Here is a 23914-nt window from a genome sequence, read left to right as displayed (position 1 = left end):
CCCTTCGGCTCACTCGCCTCTTGTCTGTGACGCAGCGGGATCGCCCGCCCGGTCCTGGCGCGGTGGCGCCGTGGCGGGGGCGGGCAGGCGCAGCCGTACCGAGAGCAGCGCGGCGATGGCGGCGAAGGTCGCGCCCAGGAACAACGCGGCCCGGAAGCCGGTGGTCCGGGCTGCGACGGTGGCCGATTCGGTACGGGCGGCGGCGACGGCCACCAGGATGGCGAGGCCGAGCACCGAGCCGAACTGCTGGCTTGTGTTGACGAGACCGGAGGCGAGTCCGGTCTCCTCGGGGGCCACCTCGGCCGTGGCGGCGACGTTGGTGGTGACCATGACCAGCGGCAGGGCGGCACCGAGGAGAAGACTCGGTGCGAGAACGGTGGAGAAGAAGGTTCCGTCGGCGGTGAGCGCGAGGGCCAGCCACAGGGTGCCGGCGCACAGCAGCGCGAAGCCGAGGGTCATGGTCCGGGTCAGTCCGATCCGGAGGATCAGCCGGCCGGTCTGCGGGGCGACCGCGACGACGACGAGCGAGAGCGGGAGCAGACCGAGTCCGCCGCCGAGGGGCTCGTACCCGAGGACGCTCTGCAGATAGAGGCTGACCAGGAAGAACATCGGGAAGAGCGTCATCTGGGCCAGGCCGCTGAGGGCGTTGGCCAGGCGCAGGGAGGGCCGCGCGAGGACGGCGGGCGGCACGAGGGGGACGGCGGTCCGGTTCTCGACCACGGCGAAGACGGCGAGGAGGGCCAGCCCGGCGCCGGCCGCGCCGAGGGTCGCGGCGGAGAGCCGGCCGTTCTCGGCCCCGCCGACGAGCGCGTAGGCGACGAGCCCGAGCCCCCCGGTGGCGGTGAGGGCACCGGCGAGATCGAAGCCCCGGCCCGTCGGCGAATGCGCCGTGCCCTTGAGGCGAACTGAGCCGAGAAGGAGCAGCACCACCGCGGCGACGACGTTGAGCCAGAAGGTGGAGCGCCAGCCGAGGACGTCGGTGAGGACCCCGCCGAGTACGGTCCCGAGGACGCCTCCGAGGCCGCCCATGGCGGCGAAGGCGCCGAGCGCCCGGTGACGGCCCGGCCCCTCGGGGAAGAGGACGAGCAGCAGCGCGAAGGCGGCGGCCGCGGCGAGGGCGGCGCCGATGCCCTGGACGGCCCGGGCGGCGACGAGGGCACTGGCGTTCGGGGCGAGCGCTCCGAGGGCCGATGCGGCGGCGAGCAGGCCGAGCCCGCCGAGGAAGAGCCGGCGGTGGCCGAAAAGGTCGGCGACGCGTCCGCCGAGCAGCAGCAGTCCGCCGAAGGTGATCAGGTACGCGTTGGCCACCCAGGAGAGCCCGGCGGAACCGGACCCGAGGTCCTGGCCGATCGAGGGCAGGGCGACATTGACGATCGCGGTGTCCAGGATCAGCAGCAACTGCGTGGACGCGAGCAGCGCGAGAGCGCCCCGCGGCGCGCGGGCAACGGTCATCGCCCGGCCTCCGGCCCCCCGCCGGCCTCCGGAGCCCCCGGCGCCGTCACCTCGTCGTCCCGAGGTCGTAGCCGTCGAGGCATGCCTGGGCGAGGCGTTCGCAGTCGTCGGCGGCGCCCGCCCAGGTCTGCATGGTCAGGTAGACGTGCGGGGCACCCTGGTAGAAGCGTTCGTACTGCTCGTGCCGGCCGGCGAACTCGGAGCCCAGGGCGTCCCAGGCGAGCTTGAGGAGCTTGAGCCGGTCCTCGGCCGGGTGGCCGGGGGTGCGGAAGTACTGGCGGACCAGCGGGCCGAGTTCGGGGTGGAGCAGGTCGCGCCCGCTCGCCGGGGTCTGGATGATCGCCCCGCCGGCCAGCAGCTTGATGTCCTGGACCGCCCGGGGGTACAGCTCCCCGGCCATGATGCGCTGGGCGAAGGAGATCTCCTGCCCGGGCCGCACGCCGCCCCGGCCGCCGTCGACCGGCTCCCAGGAGGCCTCCGCGGCCAGGACGAACGCCTTGGCCTGGGCGACCGCCCCGAGGAGCCGCCCGATCGCCTGCGTGACCTGCGGCAGTTCGTCGGTGCCGTTGGACCGGGCGATCAGGATCGCGAGGCCGGTGAGGAACTCGAGCTTCGTCCAGAAGCGGGTGGCCGACTGGTGCACGAAGTTCAGGTACGCCGGGGTCTGCCACCACATGGCGGCGGTCGCGGCCACGTCCCGGTAGGTCAGCACCCGTTCCCACGGTACGAACACGTCGTCGCACACGAGCAGCGCGTCGTTCTCGTCGTACCGCGCGGAGAGCGGCTGGTCGAAGACGGACCGGGCCCGCCTCTCGTAGGAGGTGCGCGAGATCAGCTTGAGGCCGGGGGTGTCCACCCGGACGGAGAAGGAGAGCGCGCGCTCGGTGTCCTCGGGGGCGAGGGGTTCGATCGTGCCGACGAGTATCTCGTCGGCGAAGACAGCCCCGGTGCCGATGGTCTTCGCTCCGCGCACCACGATCCCGTCGGCGCGGTCCTCCACGACCTGGACCCACTCGGCGGCGGGGTCGGTGATGGTGAAGGCGGAGTGGAGGCTGCCCTCGGCGAGCCTGCGGTGGTACGCGAGGGCGTGTTCGGCGCCGTCGAAGCAGTCGGTGGTGAAGACCTCGGGCGCGGCGGCGAATCCGGCGGCGCCGGAGGCCATGTAGTCGGGGGTGCGGCCGAGGAAGCCGTAACTGGCCTCGGCCCACACCTTGTACGCCTTGCGGCGGGCGACCAGGTCCTCGTACGAGCGGGGCACGGCGTACGCGCGGTGCACTCCCCCTTGGACGAGGACGGGGGTGTGCGGGGAATCATGGGCCAGGTCGTGGAGTCCGGCGAAGGAGGCCGCGGTGGCCCGGAAGGCGGGGTGCGTGGTGACGTCCTTGATCCGCTCTCCGTCCAGCCAGATCTCGCGCCCGTCGCGCAGCCCCTCCAGATACTCCCGCCCCGACCTCGTCACCGCTTATCGCCTCTCCTCGTGTGTGCACCGGCTCTTGCCGTGACCGAGCCTGTACGGTGCGTGGCCTTCCAGGCAATGAACGTCCGTCCAGCGGTCCTTAAGAACCGGCCAGCCAGCTTCCGTTCATGCGGCTTTTGCCCGGATACCCCGAGGTCAGGCGGCGTTGTCGTAGCCGGAGCGGTACTCCCCCGGGGTCATTCCGAACCACTTGCGGAAGGCGAGGTGGAATCCGACGGAGCTCTGGTAGCCGACGCGGGGCGGGACGGCGGACTGCGGGATCGAGGTCTCGGTGAGCAACCGGGCGGCCTCCTGCATCCGGCGGCCGGTGAGGTGGCGGGCGGGGGCCTCGCCGACGAGTTCCCGGAATGCGGCGGTGAACGCGGAGCGGGACATGCCGACCTCCCGGGCGAGGGATTCGATGGTCCAGGGTTCGGCGAACCGAGTGGAGATCATCACCATGGCGCGGCTGATGCCCGGGTGGCGGAGCACGGGCAGCGAGGCCGGGCTGTCGGTGAGTTCGCGCAGCAGCGGGCGCAGGGCGAGCACCAGGGCCATCTCGAAGGCGCGCAGGGTGATCAGCCGGTCCCCTGGGCCGACGGGCCGGTCGGGTGAGGCGAGCAGCCGCAGGGTGTCGCGGAGCAGCGGCTCGCGGTCGACCTGGGCACCGTCGAGGACGAGCGCCCAGGGCAGCGAGGTGTAGAGGCCGGTGGCGGCGCTGGCGTCGTAGTGGAGTCCGGCGCACAGCAGCCGGCTCTCGGCACCGGTGCCCTCGATGACGATCTCGCCGGAGGTGCCGGGCTGGCGCTCGGGCAGCACGGCCTTGAGCGGGACGCCCTGGCGGTCGGGCCGGTCCGAGAGCCGGTGGGCCATCCCGGTGGGGAAGACGATGAGGTCGCCGGCGTGCAGCTCGATGGGGGTCTGGCCGTCGCCGGTGATCCAGCAGCCCCCCTCGACGAGGTAGTGCAGGACGGCGCAGCTCTGTTCGGCGTCTCCCTCGATCGCCCAGGGCGCGCGGACGTGCCACCGGCTGTCGAAGACGCCGGTGAGGCGGAGCGGCTTGAGCAGCTCGCTCAGGAGGTCGTCGCGCTGGTCGTCACGGTCGGTTCCCACGGTGTCCATGGACGATCCTTCAACTTCCGCCCCGGTTTGTTAATTGAACGGCCGAAGCCGCCGCCGCCAGCCTGAGAGAGCCGACACGGCAGCAGCCACAGCCTATCGAAGGGCCTCGACGACACATGTCCAGTCAGATTCCGATGAGGGTCGCGGTCGTGGGAGCGACCGGTTTCCAGGGGGGCGCGGTGGCGCGTCTGCTGGCCGGGCGGCACCACCGGGTGCGGACGCTCACCCGCCGGCCCGAGGGCGACCGTCCGCCGCTGCCCGGGGCGTCCTTCGTCGCCGGCGACCTGGGGAACGCCGGGGACGTGCGGCGGCTGTTCGAGGGGATGACGCACGCCTCGGTGCTGATGCCGCTGGTGTACGAGCCGGAGCGGGTGCGCCGGTACGCCCGGAACATCGCCCACGCGGCTCTGGACGCCGGGCTCGTCCGTCTGGTCTACAACACCAACACCCGGATCCCGCAGGGGCCGACCTCGGTGGCGGCGTTCGAGACGCGGCGGATCGTGGAGGAGGTGCTCCGGGACAGCGGGGTGCCGCTGGTGGTCGTACGGCCGCCGGTGTATCTGGACAATCTCTTCTCGCCGTGGAACGGGCCGGCGCTGGTCGACGAGGGCGTCCTGGCCTATCCGCTGCCCGAGGACACACCGACGGCGTGGATGTCGCACAGGGATCTGGCGGAGGCGGTGTACGCGGCGCTGACCGGGGAGGGTCTGGAGGGCCGCACCTTCGACATCGGCGGGGAGCGGTCGCTGACGGGGGCGGAACTGGCGGAGGCCTTCGGGCGTGGTCTCGGCCGAACGGTGCGGTACCTGCCTCTGCGGCCGGATGTATTCGAACGCGGGCTCGCACAGTTGCTCGGTCCGGAGACGGCGGCCGGTGTGGCGGGGATCTACCACCACATGGCGACCGGCACCGACCCGCTGTTGATGGCGGCCGACGACGGTGTCTCGGCGGAGGTGCTGACGGTGCGGCCGGCGCCGGTGGACGAGTGGGTGACGCGTCAGCCGTGGCAGGTGTGGTCCGGCGACTCGGAGGAGTCGCCCTTCCCGCACGGCTGACGGGTCAACAGAACGCGCGCGGCGGACCGGTCTCGTCCTACATTGGACGGGGCCGGTTTTCTCGTGGGTACCGGGCGCTTGTCCGCACGGCTACGTCCAGGTAGTTAACAAAGCGCCGGATTGCCCACCCGGAGTGGGTGGAAGGCTCACCCGGTACACCCCTGAAACCTCCCGAAGACACGGAAGAACACCCTCGTAGACCCGCCATCCGAGTGAACGCGGACAGGAGCGGCCATGCCCGCAACCCGCCAGCCGTCGACGGAGCTACAAAGAGCGCACCACCACCCGCACCCCCGTAAACCCTCAGGTGATGCTGTGAATCCGCTCATGGGACGTATTCCCGTACTGGACGTCCGCCCGCTGGTCGACTGTGGCCGCCGCCCCGCGAAGGCGGTGGCCGGAGAGACCTTCATGGTGACGGCGACCGTTTTCCGCGAGGGCCACGACGCGGTCGCCGCCAATGTCGTGCTGCGCGGACCGTCCGGGCGCCCCGGCCCCTGGACCCCGATGCGCGAACTGGCCCCCGGCACCGACCGGTGGGGTGCCGAGGTCACCCCGGACGCCGAAGGCCACTGGACGTACACGGTCGAGGCCTGGAGCGATCCGGTGGCCACCTGGCGCCACCACGCGAGGATCAAGATCCCGGCGGGGATCGACTCCGAGCTCGTTCTGGCCGAGGGCGCCGAGCTGCACGAGCGTGCGGCGAAGGGCGTCCCGAAGAAGGGCGGCGGGCGCGAGGCCGTGCTGGCCGCCGCCGACGCGCTGCGCGACGGGTCCCGTCCGGCAGCCGCCCGGCTGGCCGCCGCGCTCACGCCGCAGGTGACCGAGACCCTCGACCGCCACCCGTTGCGCGAACTGGTCAGCTCCTCACCCGCGTTGCCCCTCCAGGTGGAGCGCGAGCGGGCGCTGTTCGGTTCCTGGTACGAGTTCTTTCCGCGCTCGGAGGGCGTGAAGAAGGTACGGGGCAAGACGGTCGCCGGGACGTTCCGTACGGCCGCCGAGCGGCTGCCGGCCATCGCGGCGATGGGCTTCGACGTCGTCTACCTCCCGCCCATCCACCCCATCGGCACCACCCACCGCAAGGGCCCCAACAACGCGCTTTCGGCGAGCCCGAGCGACGTCGGTGTGCCGTGGGCGATCGGCTCGCCCGAGGGCGGCCACGACGCCGTCCACCCGGACCTGGGCACGATCGAGGACTTCGACGCCTTCGTGGCGCGCGCCCGCGAGCTGCGCCTGGAGATCGCGCTGGACTTCGCCCTCCAGTGCTCCCCGGACCACCCGTGGGTGGAGAAGCACCCGGAGTGGTTCCACCACCGGTCCGACGGCTCGATCGCGTACGCGGAGAACCCGCCGAAGAAGTACCAGGACATCTATCCGATCGCGTTCGACAAGGACATGAAGGGGATCGTCGCGGAGACCGTGCGGATCCTGCGCCACTGGATGGGCCACGGGGTACGGATCTTCCGCGTCGACAACCCGCACACCAAGCCGGTCGTGTTCTGGGAGCGGGTGATCGGAGAGATCAACCGGAAGGACCCGGACGTGATCTTCCTGGCGGAGGCGTTCACCCGGCCGGCGATGATGCACACCCTCGGAGCGATCGGCTTCCAGCAGTCGTACACGTACTTCACCTGGCGCAACACCAAGGCGGAGCTGACGGAGTACCTCACCGAGCTGTCCGGCGAGGCGGCGGCCCACATGCGGCCGAACCTCTTCGTGAACACCCCCGACATCCTGCACGCCTACCTCCAGAAGGGCGGCAGGCCGGCCTTCGAGGTGCGGGCGGTGCTCGCCGCGACCCTGGCGCCCTCCTGGGGCATGTACGCCGGTTACGAGCTGTGCGAGGGCACCGCGCTGCGGGACGGCAGCGAGGAGTACCTGAACTCGGAGAAGTACCAACTCCGGCCCCGCGACTGGGAGTCCGCCGAACGGGCGGGAGCCACGATCGCCCCGCTCATCACCACGCTGAACCGGATCCGGCGCCGCCACCCGGCTCTGCGCCGACTGCGGAACCTGACCTTCCACGCGACCGACAACGACCAGGTGATCGCGTACAGCAAGCGGTCGGGTTCGAACACCGTTCTGGTGGTCGCCAACCTCGACCCTCACCACACCCAGGAGGCCACGGTCTCGTTGAACATGCCGGAGCTCGGCCTGGACTGGCACGAGACCGTACCGGTGCGCGACGAGCTCACCGGCGAGACCTATCACTGGGGCAGAGCCAACTATGTGCGCCTCGAGCCGGGCGTCACGCCCGCGCACGTCCTCGCTCTGCGACCGTCCCCGTCGATCGGAGGGTCACCCACCTCATGACTGTCAACGAACCCGTCCCCGACACCTTCGAGGACACGCCCGCCAAGGACCGTGACCCGGACTGGTTCAAGAGGGCCGTCTTCTACGAAGTGCTCGTCAGGTCCTTCCAGGACAGCAACGGCGACGGCGTAGGCGACCTCAAGGGCATCACGTCCAAGCTGGACTACCTGCAGTGGCTGGGCGTCGACTGCCTCTGGCTGCCGCCGTTCTTCGACTCGCCGTTGCGGGACGGAGGCTACGACGTCGCCGACTACACCTCCGTGCTCCCCGAGTTCGGCGACCTCGCGGACTTCGTGGAGTTCGTGGACGCGGCGCACCAGCGCGGCATGCGCGTGATCATCGACTTCGTGATGAACCACACCAGCGACCAGCATCCGTGGTTCCAGGAGTCGCGCGCCGATCCCGACGGGCCGTACGGCGACTACTACGTCTGGGCCGACGACGACAAGCAGTTCCCGGACGCGCGGATCATCTTCGTCGACACCGAGACCTCGAACTGGACCTTCGACCCGGTGCGCAAGCAGTACTTCTGGCACCGCTTCTTCTCGCACCAGCCGGATCTCAACTACGAGAACCCGGCGGTTCAGGAGGAGATCCTCTCGGCGCTGAAGTTCTGGCTGGACCTGGGGATCGACGGCTTCCGGCTGGACGCGGTGCCGTACCTGTACCAGCAGGAGGGCACCAACTGCGAGAACCTCCCCGCGACCCACGCCTTCCTCAAGCGGGTCCGCAAGGAGATCGACGACCACTACCCGGACACGGTGCTGCTCGCCGAGGCCAACCAGTGGCCGGAGGACGTGGTCGACTACTTCGGCGACTTCGCCTCCGGCGGCGACGAGTGCCACATGGCGTTCCACTTCCCGGTGATGCCGCGGATCTTCATGGCCGTACGGCGGGAGTCGCGCACGCCGGTCTCGGAGATCCTGGCCAAGACGCCGGCGATCCCGGACCGGTGCCAGTGGGGCATCTTCCTGCGCAACCACGACGAGCTGACGCTCGAGATGGTCACGGACGAAGAGCGCGACTACATGTACGCGGAGTACGCCAAGGACCCGCGGATGCGGGCCAACATCGGCATCCGGCGCCGGCTCGCCCCGCTGCTCGACAACGACCGCAACCAGATGGAGCTGTTCACCGCGCTGCTGTTCTCGCTGCCGGGTTCGCCGGTGCTGTACTACGGCGACGAGATCGGGATGGGCGACAACATCTGGCTCGGCGACCGGGACGGGGTGCGGACCCCGATGCAGTGGACGCCGGACCGGAACGCCGGATTCTCGTCCTGCGATCCCGGGCGGCTGACACTGCCGGCCATCATGGACCCGGTCTACGGCTACCAGGTCACCAACGTCGAGTCGGGCATGGCATCGCCGTCCTCGCTGCTCCACTGGACGAAGCGGATGATCGAGATCCGCAAGCAGAACCGGGCTTTCGGGGTCGGCTCGTACACCGAACTGCCCTCGTCCAATCCGGCCGTGCTCGCCTTCCTCCGCGAGGACGGTGACGACCTGGTGCTCTGCGTGAACAACTTCTCGCGGTTCGCACAGCCGACGGAGCTGGACCTGCGGCAGTTCGACGGCATGTACCCGGTCGAGCTGATCGGTCAGGTGCGGTTCCCCGCGATCGGTCAGTGGCCGTATCTGCTCACCTTGGCGGGCCACGGTTTCTACTGGTTCCGCCTGAAGAACAGCCGTGTGCCGAAGGGCTCGAAGGCCGTCGACTGACGGAGCGTCAGTCAATCGTTCCGGGGTGGGGCGGTTTCTCCCGCGCCACCCTGGGCACTGTGTCCCACACATAGGCGATTCAGGTCCATACGGGCCTTCTTGTCGGGCCCATACGGATCTTCCCCGCCCGACACGTCCCGCACAGCCGGACAGCCGAAGCCGCCATCCGGGACACTCTGCGCATTTGAAACCACTCATGCGCCCCCCGGGGAAAGGACGCGATGCCATGCCGGAGACCGCATCCACCACCCGGGCCCCGGCCGCCCTCCTTCCGTCACTCGCACCCCTGCTCCATGAATGGCTGCCCCGGCAGCGCTGGTTCGCGGGCAAGGGCCGCCGAGTCACCGGATTCACACTGGACGCGGCCACCGAGCTGCTGCCGCTGGACGGCACGGGACCCGGTCTGCTGCATCTGCTGGTACGGGTCGAACAACCGGCACGCCCGGCCCAGACGCCCGCGGACTGCTACCAACTCCTGCTGGGGGTAAGGACCCAGCTCCCACCCCGCCTCGCTCCCGCCCTCATCGGGCGGATCCGGCAGGGCCCCCTGGCAGGCCGGGCGGTCTACGAAGGGCTGCGCGACCCGCGGCTCGCCGGACTGCTCTACGAACGGCTGCGCACACCGGGCCGGATCGGGCCGCTCCGCTTCCACGGATCGGCGACCCTGCCCGCCTCGCTCGCCCCCCGGGTCCTGGACGCCGAACAGTCCAACTCCTCGCTCGTGTACGGCGATACGTACATCCTGAAGATCTTCCGCCGGGTCAGCCCCGGCGCCAACCCCGATCTGGAGCTGCCGCTCGCCCTCGCCCGGGCCGGGTGCGCCCGGGTGCCGGAACCGGTGGCCTGGTTCGAGACGGGCGCGAGCACGCTCGGCGTGCTCCAGCCCTATCTGCGCGACTCGCGGGACGGCTGGCGGCTCGCGCTCGACGCGCTCGCGCAGGGAAGGGAGTTCACGAGCGAGGCGCTCGCCCTGGGCAGGGCCACGGCCGAGGTGCACCTCGCGCTCGCGGAGGCCCTGCCCACCGAGAAGCTGCACCGCGCCCAGACCGAACTCCTGGCGGCCGAGATGGACCAGAGGCTGCACGCGGCGGCGAAGGCCGTTCCCTCGCTCCTGCCGTACGTCCCCGGACTGCGGGCCGTCTTCGCCGCGGCGGGCGACACCTCCGGCACGGGGTGGCTCCAGCGGGTCCACGGCGATCTGCACCTGGGGCAGACGCTGCGCTCCGCGGACGGCGGCTGGTCGGTGATCGACTTCGAGGGCGAACCCGCGAAGCCGCTCGCGGAACGGTGCCGCCCGCAGCCCGCGGTCCGCGACGTCGCCGGGATGCTCCGCTCCTTCGACTACGCGGCCCGCACCCACCGGCCCTGGAACCCGGAGTGGGCGGCCCGCTGCCGGGACGCCTACTGCACCGGCTACGCCGAGGCCTCCGGCACCGACCCCCGCACGGACCCGGCCCTGCTGCGCGCCTACGAGACCGACAAAGCGGTCTACGAGGTCGTCTACGAGGCCCGTCACCGCCCCGACTGGCTCCCGGTCCCGATGGCCGCGATCGAACGTCTGGCAGGCGCCGAGTGACGCCCCCGCACCCCGTGGGCCCCGTTCGGCCGAGTGTCCTGTGCGGCTCGTACGCCGTTGCGGTTGCGTGGGAACCGGCGCATTTTCCTCAGCCCATCCTTCCGAACCCCTTGCAGGAGGCATCCCCGTGACCGCCCGATCCGCACGCAAGACGGCAGTGCCCCCGACGAAGACGCCCGGGCCCCGGGCCGAGGCCAAGCCGGAGAAGACCGCGGAGCGCGTGCGGAAGGCGCCGCCGCTCGACGCGGGCGACCGGGCACGGCTGCTGGCGGGCGAGCACCACGACCCGCACGGCCTGCTCGGCGCCCACCCCGTGCGCGGCGGGGTCGCGATCCGGGTGCTGCGCCCGTACGCCCGTGAGGTCACCGTCCTCGCCAAGGGCAGGCGCACCACGCTGCACGACGACGGCGACGGATTCTTCTCCTGCCTCCTCCCCCTGCTCCGCAAGGTGCCCGAGTACGAGCTGAGGGTCCGCTACGACGGCGATGAGATCGCCGTCCACGATCCGTACCGCTTCCTGCCCTCCCTCGGCGACCTCGATCTCCACCTCATCGGCGAGGGCCGGCACGAGGAGCTGTGGAAGGCCCTCGGCGCCCGGCCGATGACCCACCAGGGCGTGGCCGGCACCCGCTTCACGGTCTGGGCGCCGAACGCCCGCGGCGTCCGGGTCAGCGGCGACTTCAACTACTGGGACGGCACCGGCCTGCCGATGCGCTCGCTCGGCGCGACCGGCGTGTGGGAGCTGTTCGTGCCCGGCATCGGTGAGGGCGCGCTCTACAAGTTCGACATCGCACGCCCCGACGGTTCCCACACCCTGCGCGCCGACCCGATGGCCCGCCGGACCGAATGCCCGCCGAACACGGCCTCGGTCGTCACCGACTCGTACCACGAGTGGGGCGACGCGCAGTGGATGGCGAGCCGCGGCGCCCGGCCGCACCACGAGGCCCCGCTCTCGGTCTACGAGGTGCACCTGCCGTCCTGGCGGCCGGGGCTCACCTACCGGCAGCTGGCCGAGCAGCTGCCCGCCTACGCCAGCGATCTGGGTTTCACGCACGTGGAGTTCATGGCCGTCGCGGAGCACCCCTTCAGCGGCTCCTGGGGCTACCAGGTCACCGGTTTCTACGCGCCGACCGCCCGGATGGGCACGCCCGACGACTTCAAGTACCTGGTCGACTCCCTGCACCGGGCCGGGATCGGCGTCCTGATGGACTGGGTGCCGGCGCACTTCCCGCGCGACGACTGGGCGCTCGCGGAGTTCGACGGCCGGCCGCTGTACGAACACGAGGACCCGCGCCGTTCGGCGCACCCGGACTGGGGGACGCTGGAGTTCGACTACGGACGCAAGGAGGTGCGGAACTTCCTGGTCGCCAACGCGGTGTACTGGTGCGAGGAGTTCCACCTCGACGGCCTGCGGGTCGACGCGGTCGCCTCGATGCTCTACCTCGACTACTCGCGCGAGAACGGCGAGTGGCTGCCGAACGAGTTCGGTGGCCGGGAGAATCTGGACGCGGTCGCCTTCCTCCAGGAGATGAACGCGACGGTGTACCGGCGCTGCCCCGGGGTGATCACCTTCGCCGAGGAGTCGACGGCCTGGGACGGGGTCACGCGAGCGACCGACCAGACCGGCCCCGGCGGCTTCGGCGGCCTGGGCTTCGGCATGAAGTGGAACATGGGCTGGATGCACGACTCGCTGGGCTATGTGTCCAAGGAGCCGGTGCACCGCAAGTACCACCACAACGAGATGACCTTCTCGATGGTGTACGCCTACAGCGAGAACTACATCCTGCCGATCTCCCACGACGAGGTCGTGCACGGCAAGCAGACCCTGGTCTCCAAGATGCCCGGCGACTGGTGGCAGCAGCGCGCCAACCACCGCGCCTACCTGGGCTTCATGTGGTCCCACCCGGGCAAGCAACTCCTCTTCATGGGGCAGGAGTTCGCCCAGGGTGCCGAATGGTCGGCGGAGCACGGACCGGACTGGTGGCTGCTCGACCCGTCCTACGGGGCGGCGGCTGACCACCGGGGCGTACAGGACCTGGTGCGCGATCTGAACACGGTCTACGGGCGGACGCCGGCGCTGTGGGAGCGGGACACCGCCCCGGAGGGCTTCCAGTGGGTGGTGGGTGACGCGGCCGAGGACAACGTCTTCGCCTACCTCCGCTTCGACGCCGAGGGCTCCCCGCTCCTCGCGGTCTGCAACTTCTCCCCCGTCGTGCGGAACGACTTCCGGCTGGGGGTCCCGGACACGGTGGCGGCCTGGGCGGAGGTACTGAACACGGACGCGGCGCGGTACGGCGGCAGTGACGTGGTGTGCCCCGACCCGGTGAAGACCGAGTCGGTGCCGTCCCACGGCCGGCCGGCGAGCGTACGGATGACGCTGCCGCCGCTCGCCACGGTCTGGCTGCGGCCGGCCTGAGCCGTGCCGCCCCGGGGGCCCGCCGCGCGGCGGGCCCCCGGGGACCGCGTGACGATGCGGGATCAGGCGGCCGGGCGGATCACGCCGAGCCGCTGGGTGGCCCGGGTCAGCGCCACGTACAGGTCGTTGATCCCGTGGACGGCCCCGGACCGTACGGCGTCGGGGTCGACGACGAGGACCGTGTCGAACTCGAGCCCCTTCGCCTGCCGGGGGTCGAGCAGCACCACCGGGCGGGTCAGGTCCGGGGCCGGACCGTACGAGGCCTCCGGCAGCGCGGCCCTCAGCGCCGGGTGCAGCTCCTGCGGGGCGATCACGGCGATCCGGCCCTCGGCGCCCAGCTCGGCGGCCACCGCGTCGGCGGTCTCCTTCACCGGGTCGTCGACGGTCCGTTCCCAGGGGTCGACGCCTGTGGAGCGGACCGAGCGCGGAGGTTCGAAGCCGGGGTCGGCCTCGCGCCGGACGTCGGCGGCGACCGCCATGATCTCGGCGGGGGTGCGGTAGTTGACCCCGAGGCGTACCAGCTCCCAGCGGTCCTGGACGTAGGGCGCGAGGATCTTCTCCCAGGAGCCGACGCCGGCCGCGTCGCCGGTCTGGGCGGGGTCGCCGACCAGGGTCATGGAGCGGGTGGGGCTGCGCCGCATCAGCAGCCGCCAGGCCATCGCCGAGAGCTCCTGCGCCTCGTCGACGATGATGTGGCCGAAGGCCCAGGTGCGGTCGGCGGCGGCGCGTTCGGCTGCGCTGCGGTGGTCGGCCTCCTCGTGGCGCTCGGCGAACCGCTCGGCGTCGATGATGTCGTGCGCGGAGAGGACCTCCGAGGCGTCCTTGTCCTGCTCCTCCTTGTCCTCGAACTCGTAGGTGCGCGAGGCGTAGGAGACGTCGAGGACGCCCTGCGCGTACTGGATCTGCCGCTGCCGCTCGGCCTCCTGGGCGGCACGGGCCGCAGAGTCGTCCTCGCCGAGGAGTTCGGCGGCCTCGTCGAGGAGCGGCACGTCGGCCGGGGTCCACTCCCCTCCGTCACGGCGGACGGCCGCGGCGTCCTCCTCGGAGAGGTGGGTCGGCTCGGCGAGGTAGTCGGCGAGGAACTCCTCGGGGGTGAGCGGCGGCCAGAGGGTGTCGATGGCGGCGTGGACGTCCGGGTTGGCGGCGACGCCCTTGGCGAGCAGGGCGATGTCGTCGGGACCGAGGAAGTTGGGGCCGCCGTAGGGGTCGGCGCCGATGCGGTCGGCGAGCTGCTCGGCGAGCGCGTCGAGGAGGTTGAAGACGAAGTAGGGGCGCGCGAGGTTGTGCGGGAGGCGGGTCTCGCGGGCCTTGTGGCGGGCTTCGAGGGCCATGTCCCAGTCGATGACGAGGTCGCCGTCGTCGTGCGCCACGATCAGCGGTTCGCCGCGCTCGGGGACCTGCTGGCGGTCCCGTACGGCTCTGGCGAGAGCCTCGGCCATGGCGGCGTCGCCCTTGACGGCGGCGGCGCGCGGGGTGTCGGTTCCGGTGGCGTGGACGCCGGGGAACAGCTCGCCCGGGGTGGCGAGCAGGACGCCGGTCTCGCCGAGGGAGGGCAGGACATTGCCGATGTAGCCGAGGAAGGCGGGGTTGGGGCCGACGATCAGGACGGCTCGCTTGGCGAGCTGCTCGCGGTGCGCGTACAGGAGGTACGCGGCCCGGTGCAGCGCCACGGCGGTCTTGCCGGTGCCGGGGCCGCCCTCGACGACGAGGACGCCCTGGTGCGGGGAGCGGATGATGCGGTCCTGCTCGGCCTGGATGGTCTGCACGATGTCGTGCATCCGCCCGGTGCGGGCGGCGTCGAGGGCGGCGAGCAGCACCTCGTCGGCGTCCCGGTTCTCGTACCCGGTCCGGGTCTCGTCGGTGAGGTCGAGGACCTCGTCGTGAAGGGCGGTGACCTCGCGCCCGTGGGTGGTGATGTGCCGGCGGCGGCTGAGGCCCATCGGCTCGTACCCGGTGGCGAGGTAGAAGGGGCGGGCCACCTCGGCGCGCCAGTCGACGACGAGGGGCGTGCGGTCGGCGTCGTCCTTGCGGATGCCGATCCGTCCGATGTGGTGGTCGTGCCCGTCCCGGAAGACCAGCCGTCCGAAACAGAGCCCGCTCTCCCCCGCGTTGAACGCGGCGAGCAGGCCGGACTGCTCGGCCACCATCACATCCCGTTCCAGTCGTCCCTGATTGCCGACCCCCGGGGTGCGCAGGGCCTGGTCGACGGCCGCCTCGGCCTCGTCCCTCAGGTCGTCGAGTCGTGCGTAGAGCTCGGTGATGAATTCCTGCTCTTTCCGAAATTCCTCGGTTGACAATTCGACTCCCGGCGCGATACAGTGCGTTTATTGAACTTCTCTCGTGTCTTCGTCATGCAATGATGTGCACAACGACACGGAATCCATGAATATACGCGATGCAATGCCCCGACTTCAATTTACTCGTCGGGGTATTTTTGTGCGCCATGGGGAGAGACACAGCGGCGGGGGACACGGCTTTCGAGGCGGCGCGGTCGCTGCTGGTCGCGCGGGGCGCGGACACACTGGAGCATCCGGGCGGCACGCTGCTCGCCCACCTCGACCGGGTCGAGGCCCGGCTGGCGGCCTGGGGCGCGCGGGACACACTGCGGCTCGCGGGCCTGTGCCACGCCTTCTACGGGACGGACGGATTCGCGCGGAGCCTGCTGCCGCTGGAGCGGCGCGAGGAGCTGACCGCGGCGATCGGCGCGGAGGCCGAGGAGCTCGTGTATTTCTACGCGAGCTGCGACCGGGACTTCTCGTACGCGGGTCTTGGCGAGGAGGACGGGCAGTTCCGGGACCGGTTCACGAGTGCGGTGCACGCCCCGACGCTCCGCCGACGGGCGGACTTCGCGGAGCTGACGGCGGCCAACGAGCTGGATCTGGCGGTGGAGAACCCGGAGGTCCGCGCCCGGTGGGGCGGCCCGCTGCTGCGCCTCTTCACCCGGTGGCGGCCGCTCCTGAGCGAGGCGGCCTTCGCGGACGCGCGGGAGATCCTGACCCTGAGGGGCGCGGAACGTGAGGCGTTCCTGGACGGCCTGGAGCGCGGCGACGTCCGCGTCGGTGTCGTCTCGCACATCGCGAGCTTCCATGTGACCTTCGTCGAGCTGGGTGGGGTGGAGGGGATGATGAACATCCCCGAAGTGTCCTGGCAGTTCTACGACCTGCCCGGCGAGATCATCGCCGAGGGGCAGGAACTGGCCTTCGAGGTCCTGGGCGTCGACCGGAGCCGGGGCCGGATCTCTCTCTCGCTCAAGGCGCTGGAACCCGACCCGCTGGCCGCCTTCGCCCGCGGCGGGTTCGGTGGCGTCCGGACCGGACGCGTCACCAGGGCGGTGCCCTCCGGCATCTTCCTTCTCGTCGCCGACGGCGTCGAGGCCTACGTCCACCACGACGACCTCGACGGCCGGTCGCCGCGCGCCGGGGACGAGCTGACCTTCGAGGTCAGGGGCGTCAACCGCGTCACCCGACGCGTCCGGATCGCCCTGTGCCGACCGCCCGAAAACCCCGCGCGCCCCACCCCTGCCCCCTGCTAGCGTCACCCCCATGAAGCGCGCTGCCATGATCACGACGACGCCGGAGAGTGTCCCGGCGCGCTGACAGCTGTCTGAGTCCGAAGCCCCGGGGTGAGTGCCCCGGGGCTTCGTTCTGCGGTCACTCGCCCGCTTCCCGCGAGGAGACCACCATGCACGACCACCGCCGGCTCGGCCGCGAGCTGAACCTGTTCGACACCGACCCGCTGATCGGGGCCGGGCTGCCGTACTGGCTGCCCGACGGCGCGGTCGTCCGGTACGCCCTGGAGGAGTACGTCCGCGCCGCCGAGCGCCGGGCCGGCTACCGCCACGTGTACTCGCCCGTGCTCGGCAAACGCGAGCTCTACGAGATCTCCGGGCACTGGGCGCACTACAGCGACGACATGTACCCGCCGATGGACATCGGCGGGGAGCAGGCCGTGCTGCGGCCGAGCCTCTGTCCCCACCACGCGGTGATGTACCGCTCCCGCGCCCACAGCTATCGCGAGCTGCCACTGCGCATGGCCGAGCTCGGCGCCATGTACCGCTCCGAACTCTCCGGTGTGCTCGGGGGGTTGACCCGGGTCCGGGCCATCCAGCTGAACGACGCGCACATCTTCTGCACCCTGGACCAGGTCGCGGAGGAGGCCGCCGCCGCCCTGGAGATGATCCGGCGGGCGTACGAGGCCATGGACGTCGTCCCCGTCCGGTACCGGCTCTCGCTGCCCGGGCCCGGCGGGAAGTACGTCGCCGCGCCCGAGATGTGGGAGCGGTCCACCGCCCTGCTCACCGAGGTGCTCGACGCCTCCGGTCTCGCCTACGAGGCCGCCGAGGGCGAGGCCGCGTTCTACGGGCCCAAGATCGACGTCCAGGTCGCGGACGGCTCGGGGCGCGAGTCGACCCTGTCCACCGTACAGATCGACTTGCACCAGCCCGAGCGGTTCGACCTGCACTACATCGGCCCGGACGGCGCCAAGCACCGGCCGGTGATGATCCACCGCAGTGTCATCGGCAGTGTGGAGCGGGCCGTCGCCCATCTCCTGGAGCGGCACGGCGGCGCCTTCCCCGCCTGGCTGGCACCCGTCCAGGTGGTGATCCTGCCCGTCTCCGAGGGGGACGTCCCGCGCGCCGAGGCTCTGGCGGCGAGGTGCGTCGCGCGGGGTCTGCGGGCCGAGGTCTCAGGACCCGAGCGGGGCACCCTGGGGGCCCGTGTACGGGAGGCCCGGCTGGTCCCGTACCAGGCGGTGGTCGGCTTCCGGGAGGCCGCCGACGACCGTCTCGCGCTGAGGCTGCGCGACGGCCGCCGGCTCGCCGCCGTGCCGGCGGAGGGGATGCTCGACCGGATCGAGGCCCTGATCGGGTCCCACTCCAGCGAGCTGTGGCCGGACGCTTCCCAGGCCGTGTCCGGCAAGTAGTGCCGTCTGCCCGCAGGGCAGGGCCCGCGGCGTCCGGTGCGTGCGATCGAGAAGGCGGAGGGTCGCCCTCGTACCGGGCGTACTCGGGTGATCCCCACGACGCGGCGAGCGCGCGTGCCAGGCGTCGCGGGCCAGGCGGGACTACGGACACGGCCTAGGCGGGGGCCAGGACGTCCTCCAGTTCCTGGAGGAGGCGGCGCTTGGGGCGGGCGCCCACCATCGACTTCACGGGTTCGCCCGCCCGGAACACCATCAGCGTCGGCATCGACAGCACGCCGTACCGGCGCGTGATCTCCGGGTTCCTGTCCACGTCCAGCTGGACGATCTTCAGCTGGCCCGCCTTCTCCGCGGCGACCGCGCCGAGGACCGGGGCCAGCTGACGGCAGGGGCCGCACCAGTCCGCGGTGAACTCCACCAGGACCGGCGGCCCGGCCCCCAGCACCTCGGTGTCGAAGTCGGCGTCGGTCACCGTGGTGACACCCTCCACCTGCATCATTCCGTCATCCTCCGAGTTCGCATGTGGGTTCCGGGCCGCCGGGCAGTTCCGCCTCGGCCCGCAGCAGCCGCGCGGCGACCCGCGCGCGCGCCGCCTGGAGCTGTTCGACAAGCGCGTCGAGTTCCCCGAGCTTGCGCCGGTAGACGTCGAGCGACGCGGGGCAGGCGTCGCCCGCCGGGTGCCCCGCCCGCAGGCACTCCACGAACGGCCGCGTCTCCTCGAGCTCGAACCCGGAGTCCTGCAGGGTCCGGATCTGTCGCAGCAGGCGCAGGTCTTCCTCGTCGTACGTGCGGTAGCCGTTCTCGTCGCGCCGGGCGGCCAGAAGGCCACGGGACTCGTAGTAGCGCAGAGTCCGCGTGGTCGTTCCGGCCAGCTCGGCCAGCTCGCCGATTCGCATGTCTCCGAACGTAAGCCTTGACGCCGACGTCAAGGCAAGCGGAGACGGCGCGATCCGCTCACCCGCCCTCCCGTCACCCGCCCTCCCGTCACCCGCCCTCCTGTCAGACACTCTCCCGCAGCAGCGGGAGCACCTGCTCCTCCTCGTACGCGAAGTGGGTCTCCAGCTCCCCGCGGAGCCGGTCGAACTCGGCGTGCAGCGCCCCCGGTTCCGCGTCGTCGAGGCGGGCCAGCAGGGCCTGGAGTTCGTCCAGGACGCGGCCGACCGTCGCGTGCTCGGCCTGGAGGCGGGCAAAGACCTCGGCCTTCTCGGGATGGGTGCGGGCCAGGTACGGGAAGAGGCCGGCGTCCTCCCCGCCGTGGTGGACGGCCATCGCCGAGCAGAAGGTCAGGCAGTGGCGGCGCAGCTCCACGGTGAGTCCGGAGGCGGTGCGGGAACCGAGCCCCTCGGCGAGGGCGGTGAGTTCGGAGCGCAGCCAGTCGTGGATCTTGATCAGCTCGCCGGCGAGGGCGTCGAGCCGGTTCGGTGGGGTGTAGGTGTCCTCGGGGATCCGGTAGAGGGCGACCACCGGGATGATCCGGTCGGTGGCCTTCTGGTAGTCGGCGTAACCGGGGGCCGCGGCGACCACCTTGGCGAAGAGCCGGTCGCGCTCGGCGCCGGTGGCCGCGACGGCGGTGGCCCGCCAGGTCTCGGTGCCCCGTTCCACGGTGACGGTGGGGTTCACCAGGATGTTGCGGTACCAGTCGGGGTGCCGGTCGGAGCCGCCGGCCGAGCCGGTGACGAGGAGCCGGTCGCGACCGTTCTCGTCCCGGTCCTCGACGAAGCCGAGCGGGGTGGTGTGGTCTTTTCCGGACCGGGCGCCGGTGGTGGTGAGAAGAAGGAGCACCCATCCCTCGAAGGGGCCGCCGAGCCTGCCGGCGTTGGTGCGGAACTCGTCGATGATCTGGGAATTGAAGTGGAGAGGCAACAGCCGTCCCTACGGTCCTCTTGCCTCCATGCCTCCGCTTTCCAGCGCGGACCGGCACGCGACGCGAGTTTCTTCATCTCAGCCGCACCGGCGCCGGGTTGTCAAGGGCGGTTGTCGGCGGGAGCGCCCTCCGCCGGGAGGAGGGGTTTGCGCTCCACCGGCGAGGACAGCACGATCGAGGTGGTCGTCCGGCCGAGGGCCGAGGTCTGCTCCAGGACGTCTTCGAGGTGGAGGGTGTCGGTGACGGCGACCTTGAGGATCCAGCAGTCCTCGCCGACGACGTGGTGGACCTCCAGGACCTCGGGACGGGCGGTCAGTTCGAGCGTCCGCGGGTGCTTGAGGGTGTACCCGCCGTGCGGGTTGACCCGGATGAAGGCCTGCAGCCCGTAGCCGAGCCGGGCCGGGGAGACGTGCGCGCCGTATCCGGTGATCGCCCCGCATGCCTCCAGGCGCCGCACCCGCTCGGTGACGGCCGCGGGGCTGAGCCGCACGCGCCGGCCGAGCTCGCTGAGCTTGATCCGTCCGTCGCTCTGGACGAGCTCCAGGATCTGCCGGTCGACGGCGTCGAAGGCGCCCGCCGAGGTTCCGTTGGCGGCAGGACGCGGATACCGTGGTTCTTTCGGCGCGACAGCCGGGACTCCCATGTTTCCCCCTTCAGACGGCGGGCGCACAACGTAACACTTATGGCATGGACATTCTGATCATCGGCGGAAACCGCTATTTCGGAAAGCGGCTGACGGCCCGTCTCGTGGAATCCGGGCATGCGGTGACGGTGCTCAATCGGGGTTCTGCCGCGGCCGTCGAAGGAACCACCCGGCTGGTCGCCGACCGGGACGACGAAGCGGCTCTGGAGAGCGCCCTCGGCGGCCGGACCTTCGACGTCGTCGTCGACCAGGTCTGTTACACCCCGCGCCAGGCGGCCGTCGCCCGGCGGGTGTTCGGGCCGCGGACCCGGCGATATGTGATGACGTCGACGGTGGAGGTCTACGAGTACGAGGACGCGGCCGTTCCCGTACGGGAGGAGGCCGTGGATCCCCGGACGGTGACCGTCGACATGGATCTCCCCTGGAAAGATCCGGAGTTCCTCGACGCACACTACGGAGAGGGCAAGCGGCAGGCCGAGGCCGTCTTCGCGGCCGCTCCGCCGTTCCCGTTCACGGCGGTACGAGTGGCCCATGTACTGGGCGGCGACGACGACTTCACCGGCCGCCTCGACCATTACGCACGCCGCATCCGGGCGGGCGAGCCGATCGCCGTGCCGGTCGTGAACCACCCGGCCACCTACATCCACGTCGAGGAGATCGCTGAATTCCTGGCGTGGACGGTGGAGGCGGAATTCACCGGGCCGGTGAACGCCCATTCCCACGGCCTTCTCACCACCGCCGGCATCTGCGCGGAGGTGGAGAAGCAGGTGGGCGGCCGGACCGTGTTCCGGGAAGTGGAGGTCGGGGAGGTTTCACCGTTCTCCTTCTCCCGTTCGTACGGAATGGACAACGCCCGGGCGACGGCTCTGGGATACGAATTCACCCATGTTTCCGACTGGCTTCCTCGGGCCGTCACCGAGACGGTGGGGGCGCGCTGATGCGGTACCGCATGCTCGGGGACGTACGGGTCGGGGCGATCGGTCTCGGCGCCATGCCGCTCTCCATCGAGGGCCGCCCCGACGAGGCCCGCGCTCTGGCCACCGTCCACGCGGCCCTCGACGCGGGCGTCACCCTGCTGGACACGGCGGACTCCTACCACCCGCCGGGCGGCGAGGCCGGGGAGGGCGAGCTGCTCGTGGCGCGGGCCCTGGCCTCGTACGGCGGCCGGACGGACGACGTACTGGTGGCGACGAAGGGCGGCCGGGGGCGTACGCCCGACGGCGGATGGACCGTGGACGGCCGCCCCGCGCACCTGCGGCGGGCGGCCGAGGCCTCGGCGCGCCGGCTCGGCGTGAAGGCGATCGGGCTGTACCAGCTGCACAAGCCCGACCCGCAGGTCCCGTACGCCGAATCGCTCGGCGCGATGCGGGAGTTGCTGGACGCGGGCACGATCCGGCTGGCCGGCGTCTCGAACGTGGACGTCGAGCAGATCGTGCTGGCCCGGCGGATCCTCGGCGAGCGGCTGGTCTCCGTGCAGAACCGGTACTCGCCCGAGGTGCGGACCACCGAGGCGGAGCTGCGGCTCTGCGCGGAGCTGGGTCTTGTCTTCATGCCGTGGAGCCCGCTGGGCGGGATCTCGCGCAGTTCGCTCGACGGGGCGTCCGCACTGCGGGAGGACCGGCGGTTCGGCGGGTTCCACCGGGTGGCGCGGGCGCGGGGCGTCAGCCCGCAGCGGGTGGCGCTCGCCTGGCTGCTGTCGCGCGGAGAGACGATGCTCCCGATCCCTGGTGCGAGCCGCCCGGAGACGGTACGGGACTCGGCGGCCGCGTCCGAACTCGTGCTCTCCCCCACCGAGTTGGCCGAGCTGAGCGTTTGACATCCGAAGGCACCGGCCCCATTGACGGGGCCCGTGTCTCCGACTACAAAAGCTGCCTGAGAGCGCTCTCAACCCCCCCTCGCGCACCATCCTCACCGGAGGTGTCCCTTGAGCCGCGTCCGACGCACCCCCCTGCTCGCCTCACTCCTCGCCGCCGCGCTCGCCGCCGGCGCCCTGCTCGGTCTCGGCGGGGCCGGCAGCGCCAGCGGCGCCGTTCCCCCCGCCCCCGGCTGGTCGCTCCAGTGGAGCGACGACTTCAACGGCCCCGACCGCGCCCTGCCGAACGCCGCCGACTGGCAGATCGACACCGGCCACGGCTACCCCGGCGGGCCCGCCAACTGGGGCACCGGAGAGGTACAGAACTACACGTCGAGCCCCGACAACCTGCGCCTCGACGGCACCGGCAACCTCCGGATCACCCCGCTGAAGGACGGCGCGGGGAACTGGACCTCGGCCCGGATCGAGACGAAGCGGGCCGACTTCAAGGCCCCGGCGGGCGGGACCCTGCGCATCGAGGGCCGGATCCAGATGCCGAACGTCACCGGTGACGCGGCCCTCGGTTACTGGCCCGCCTTCTGGGCGCTCGGCGCGCCCTACCGGGGCAACTACTGGAACTGGCCGGCCATCGGCGAGTTCGACATCATGGAGAACGTCAACGGCGTCAACTCCGTCTGGGGCGTGCTGCACTGCGGCATCAACCCGGGCGGCCCCTGCGGCGAGACCACCGGCATCGGCGCCAGCCGCACGTGCCCCGGCGCGAGCTGCCAGTCGGCCTTCCACACCTACCGCTTCGAGTGGGACCGCTCGGTCTCCCCCAACGAGCTGCGCTGGTACGTGGACGACCAGCTCTTCCACAGCGTGAACGAGACCCGGGTGGGCGCCCAGGCGTGGGCGGACATGACGAGCCACGCGGGTTACTTCATCCTCCTCAACGTGGCGATGGGCGGGGCCTTCCCGGACGCTCTGGCCGGGAAGACGCCCACGGCCGCGACCGTTTCGGGGCGGCCCATGCTCGTCGACTACGTGGCGGTGTGGACGAGGGGCGGCGGCTCGACGACCACCCCGCCGCCGACCACCCCGCCGCCGACGACTCCCCCGCCCTCGGGTTCCTCGCAGCTGTACCTGCGGACGGGCGGCGCCGCCGGGGACGCGACCGCCGCGGCCACGGTGTCCCTGGCCTCGGCCGGCGGCGCCAACCACGACGGCACTCCGGTCAACCCGCAGGTCTTCACCTCCGGGCCGATCACACGGACGTACAACGGCGGCTCGACCCAGTTCGACCTGTCCGTCGACGCGGGATCGGTCGTGGCCAACGGCCAGCAGGTACGGGTGAGTTACGACCGGACCGGGGACGGGAGCTGGGAGCGGGTGGAGACGTACCAGTACTTCGCGACCGATCCCGTACCGGGCTACGAGCACTACACCCAGGCGAGAGGCCTGAAGTCCGCCACCGGAAGCCACGGGAACCTGGCGAACGGCCGGGTGCGGATCGAGGTGTGGAACGCGATCGGGAACGGACCGAGCACGCTCGGCGTCGGCGACCGGTCGGTGGTGAGGATC

The 23914-nt window shown here is 71.4% G+C and carries 18 protein-coding genes; 10 read left to right on the top strand and 8 right to left on the bottom strand.

The genetic code is table 11. From position 1 onward, the window contains the following. Positions 1 to 9: 9 nt before the first annotated feature. From IE136_RS25255 to IE136_RS25245, 3 genes are all read right to left on the bottom strand, one after another. Positions 10 to 1452: an MFS transporter gene (locus tag IE136_RS25255; RefSeq protein ID WP_189601493.1), complete on the bottom strand. Its 1443-nt coding sequence runs from the start codon at positions 1450 to 1452 to the stop codon at positions 10 to 12. Positions 1453 to 1498: 46 nt separating this feature from the next. Continuing rightward, positions 1499 to 2911 (bottom strand): 4-hydroxyphenylacetate 3-hydroxylase family protein, encoded by a 1413-nt coding sequence (locus IE136_RS25250; RefSeq protein ID WP_189601492.1) that lies wholly within the window; start codon positions 2909 to 2911, stop codon positions 1499 to 1501. A 153-nt stretch (positions 2912 to 3064) separates the two neighbouring features. Continuing rightward, a complete protein-coding gene (locus tag IE136_RS25245) occupies positions 3065 to 4030 on the bottom strand; it encodes an AraC family transcriptional regulator (RefSeq protein WP_158990633.1) in 966 nt (321 codons plus the stop codon). A 116-nt stretch (positions 4031 to 4146) separates the two neighbouring features. Here IE136_RS25245 and IE136_RS25240 point away from each other — a divergent pair, with 116 nt between their 5' ends. The 5 genes from IE136_RS25240 (at position 4147) to glgB (ending at position 13111) form a co-directional block, all read left to right on the top strand. Beyond that, positions 4147 to 5085: an SDR family oxidoreductase gene (locus IE136_RS25240; RefSeq protein ID WP_189601491.1), complete on the top strand. Its 939-nt coding sequence runs from the start codon at positions 4147 to 4149 to the stop codon at positions 5083 to 5085. A 327-nt stretch (positions 5086 to 5412) separates the two neighbouring features. Then, a complete protein-coding gene (locus IE136_RS25235) occupies positions 5413 to 7398 on the top strand; it encodes an alpha-1,4-glucan--maltose-1-phosphate maltosyltransferase (protein ID WP_229819122.1) in 1986 nt (661 codons plus the stop codon). After that, entirely contained in the window at positions 7395 to 9119 is a 1725-nt protein-coding gene (gene treS, locus IE136_RS25230) for a maltose alpha-D-glucosyltransferase (RefSeq protein WP_189601490.1), read from the top strand. The genes IE136_RS25235 and treS overlap by 4 nt, the downstream gene beginning before the upstream one ends. A gap of 226 nt (positions 9120 to 9345) precedes the next feature. After that, positions 9346 to 10695, top strand: a complete 1350-nt coding sequence (locus IE136_RS25225; protein ID WP_158990625.1) for a maltokinase N-terminal cap-like domain-containing protein — start codon at positions 9346 to 9348, stop codon at positions 10693 to 10695. A 127-nt stretch (positions 10696 to 10822) separates the two neighbouring features. Then, positions 10823 to 13111: a 1,4-alpha-glucan branching enzyme gene (gene glgB, locus IE136_RS25220; protein WP_189601489.1), complete on the top strand. Its 2289-nt coding sequence runs from the start codon at positions 10823 to 10825 to the stop codon at positions 13109 to 13111. A gap of 62 nt (positions 13112 to 13173) precedes the next feature. Here the strand turns inward: glgB and IE136_RS25215 are convergent, their stop codons facing one another. Then, complete coding sequence (locus IE136_RS25215; RefSeq protein WP_189601488.1) at positions 13174 to 15408, bottom strand: HelD family protein; 2235 nt, start codon at positions 15406 to 15408, stop codon at positions 13174 to 13176. 146 nt (positions 15409 to 15554) lie between these two features. Here IE136_RS25215 and IE136_RS36610 point away from each other — a divergent pair, with 146 nt between their 5' ends. Both IE136_RS36610 and thrS read left to right on the top strand, forming a co-directional pair. Then, entirely contained in the window at positions 15555 to 16643 is a 1089-nt protein-coding gene (locus tag IE136_RS36610; protein WP_158990621.1) for a DUF6817 domain-containing protein, read from the top strand. A 71-nt stretch (positions 16644 to 16714) separates the two neighbouring features. Then, positions 16715 to 18034, top strand: a complete 1320-nt coding sequence (gene thrS / locus IE136_RS25205; RefSeq protein WP_373309135.1) for a threonine--tRNA ligase — start codon at positions 16715 to 16717, stop codon at positions 18032 to 18034. A gap of 154 nt (positions 18035 to 18188) precedes the next feature. Here thrS and trxA read toward each other — a convergent pair whose 3' ends face one another. The 4 genes from trxA to IE136_RS25185 all read right to left on the bottom strand — a co-directional run bounded on the left by trxA (position 18189) and on the right by IE136_RS25185 (position 20538). Next, a complete protein-coding gene (gene trxA, locus IE136_RS25200) occupies positions 18189 to 18530 on the bottom strand; it encodes a thioredoxin (protein ID WP_158990617.1) in 342 nt (113 codons plus the stop codon). A 4-nt stretch (positions 18531 to 18534) separates the two neighbouring features. Then, positions 18535 to 18927, bottom strand: coding sequence for a MerR family transcriptional regulator (locus tag IE136_RS25195; protein ID WP_158990615.1), 393 nt, complete (start codon positions 18925 to 18927; stop codon positions 18535 to 18537). A gap of 103 nt (positions 18928 to 19030) precedes the next feature. Then, on the bottom strand, positions 19031 to 19894 hold the full coding sequence (locus IE136_RS25190; protein ID WP_189601486.1) for a nitroreductase/quinone reductase family protein: 864 nt from the start codon (positions 19892 to 19894) through the stop codon (positions 19031 to 19033). A gap of 101 nt (positions 19895 to 19995) precedes the next feature. Beyond that, a complete protein-coding gene (locus IE136_RS25185) occupies positions 19996 to 20538 on the bottom strand; it encodes an Lrp/AsnC family transcriptional regulator (RefSeq protein ID WP_189601485.1) in 543 nt (180 codons plus the stop codon). Between the two features lie 44 nt (positions 20539 to 20582). Here IE136_RS25185 and IE136_RS25180 point away from each other — a divergent pair, with 44 nt between their 5' ends. The 3 genes from IE136_RS25180 to IE136_RS25170 form a co-directional block, all read left to right on the top strand. After that, the gene (locus IE136_RS25180; protein ID WP_158990609.1) at positions 20583 to 21476 is read left to right on the top strand and encodes an NAD-dependent epimerase/dehydratase family protein; all 894 of its coding nucleotides are present in this window, start codon (positions 20583 to 20585) and stop codon (positions 21474 to 21476) included. After that, positions 21476 to 22354 (top strand): aldo/keto reductase, encoded by an 879-nt coding sequence (locus IE136_RS25175; RefSeq protein WP_158990607.1) that lies wholly within the window; start codon positions 21476 to 21478, stop codon positions 22352 to 22354. Before IE136_RS25180 ends, IE136_RS25175 begins: the two co-directional genes overlap by 1 nt. A 108-nt stretch (positions 22355 to 22462) precedes the next feature. Next, a partial coding sequence (locus IE136_RS25170) for a glycoside hydrolase family 16 protein (protein ID WP_189601484.1) occupies positions 22463 to 23914 on the top strand: 1452 nt, incomplete at its 3' end.

The sequence above is a fragment of the Streptomyces lateritius genome (genome assembly GCF_014649715.1).
In the GTDB taxonomy this organism is placed as follows: domain Bacteria; phylum Actinomycetota; class Actinomycetes; order Streptomycetales; family Streptomycetaceae; genus Streptomyces; species Streptomyces lateritius.
Note: the sequence above shows the minus strand (reverse complement) of the source record. Positions and strands in the feature narration are given on the sequence as shown.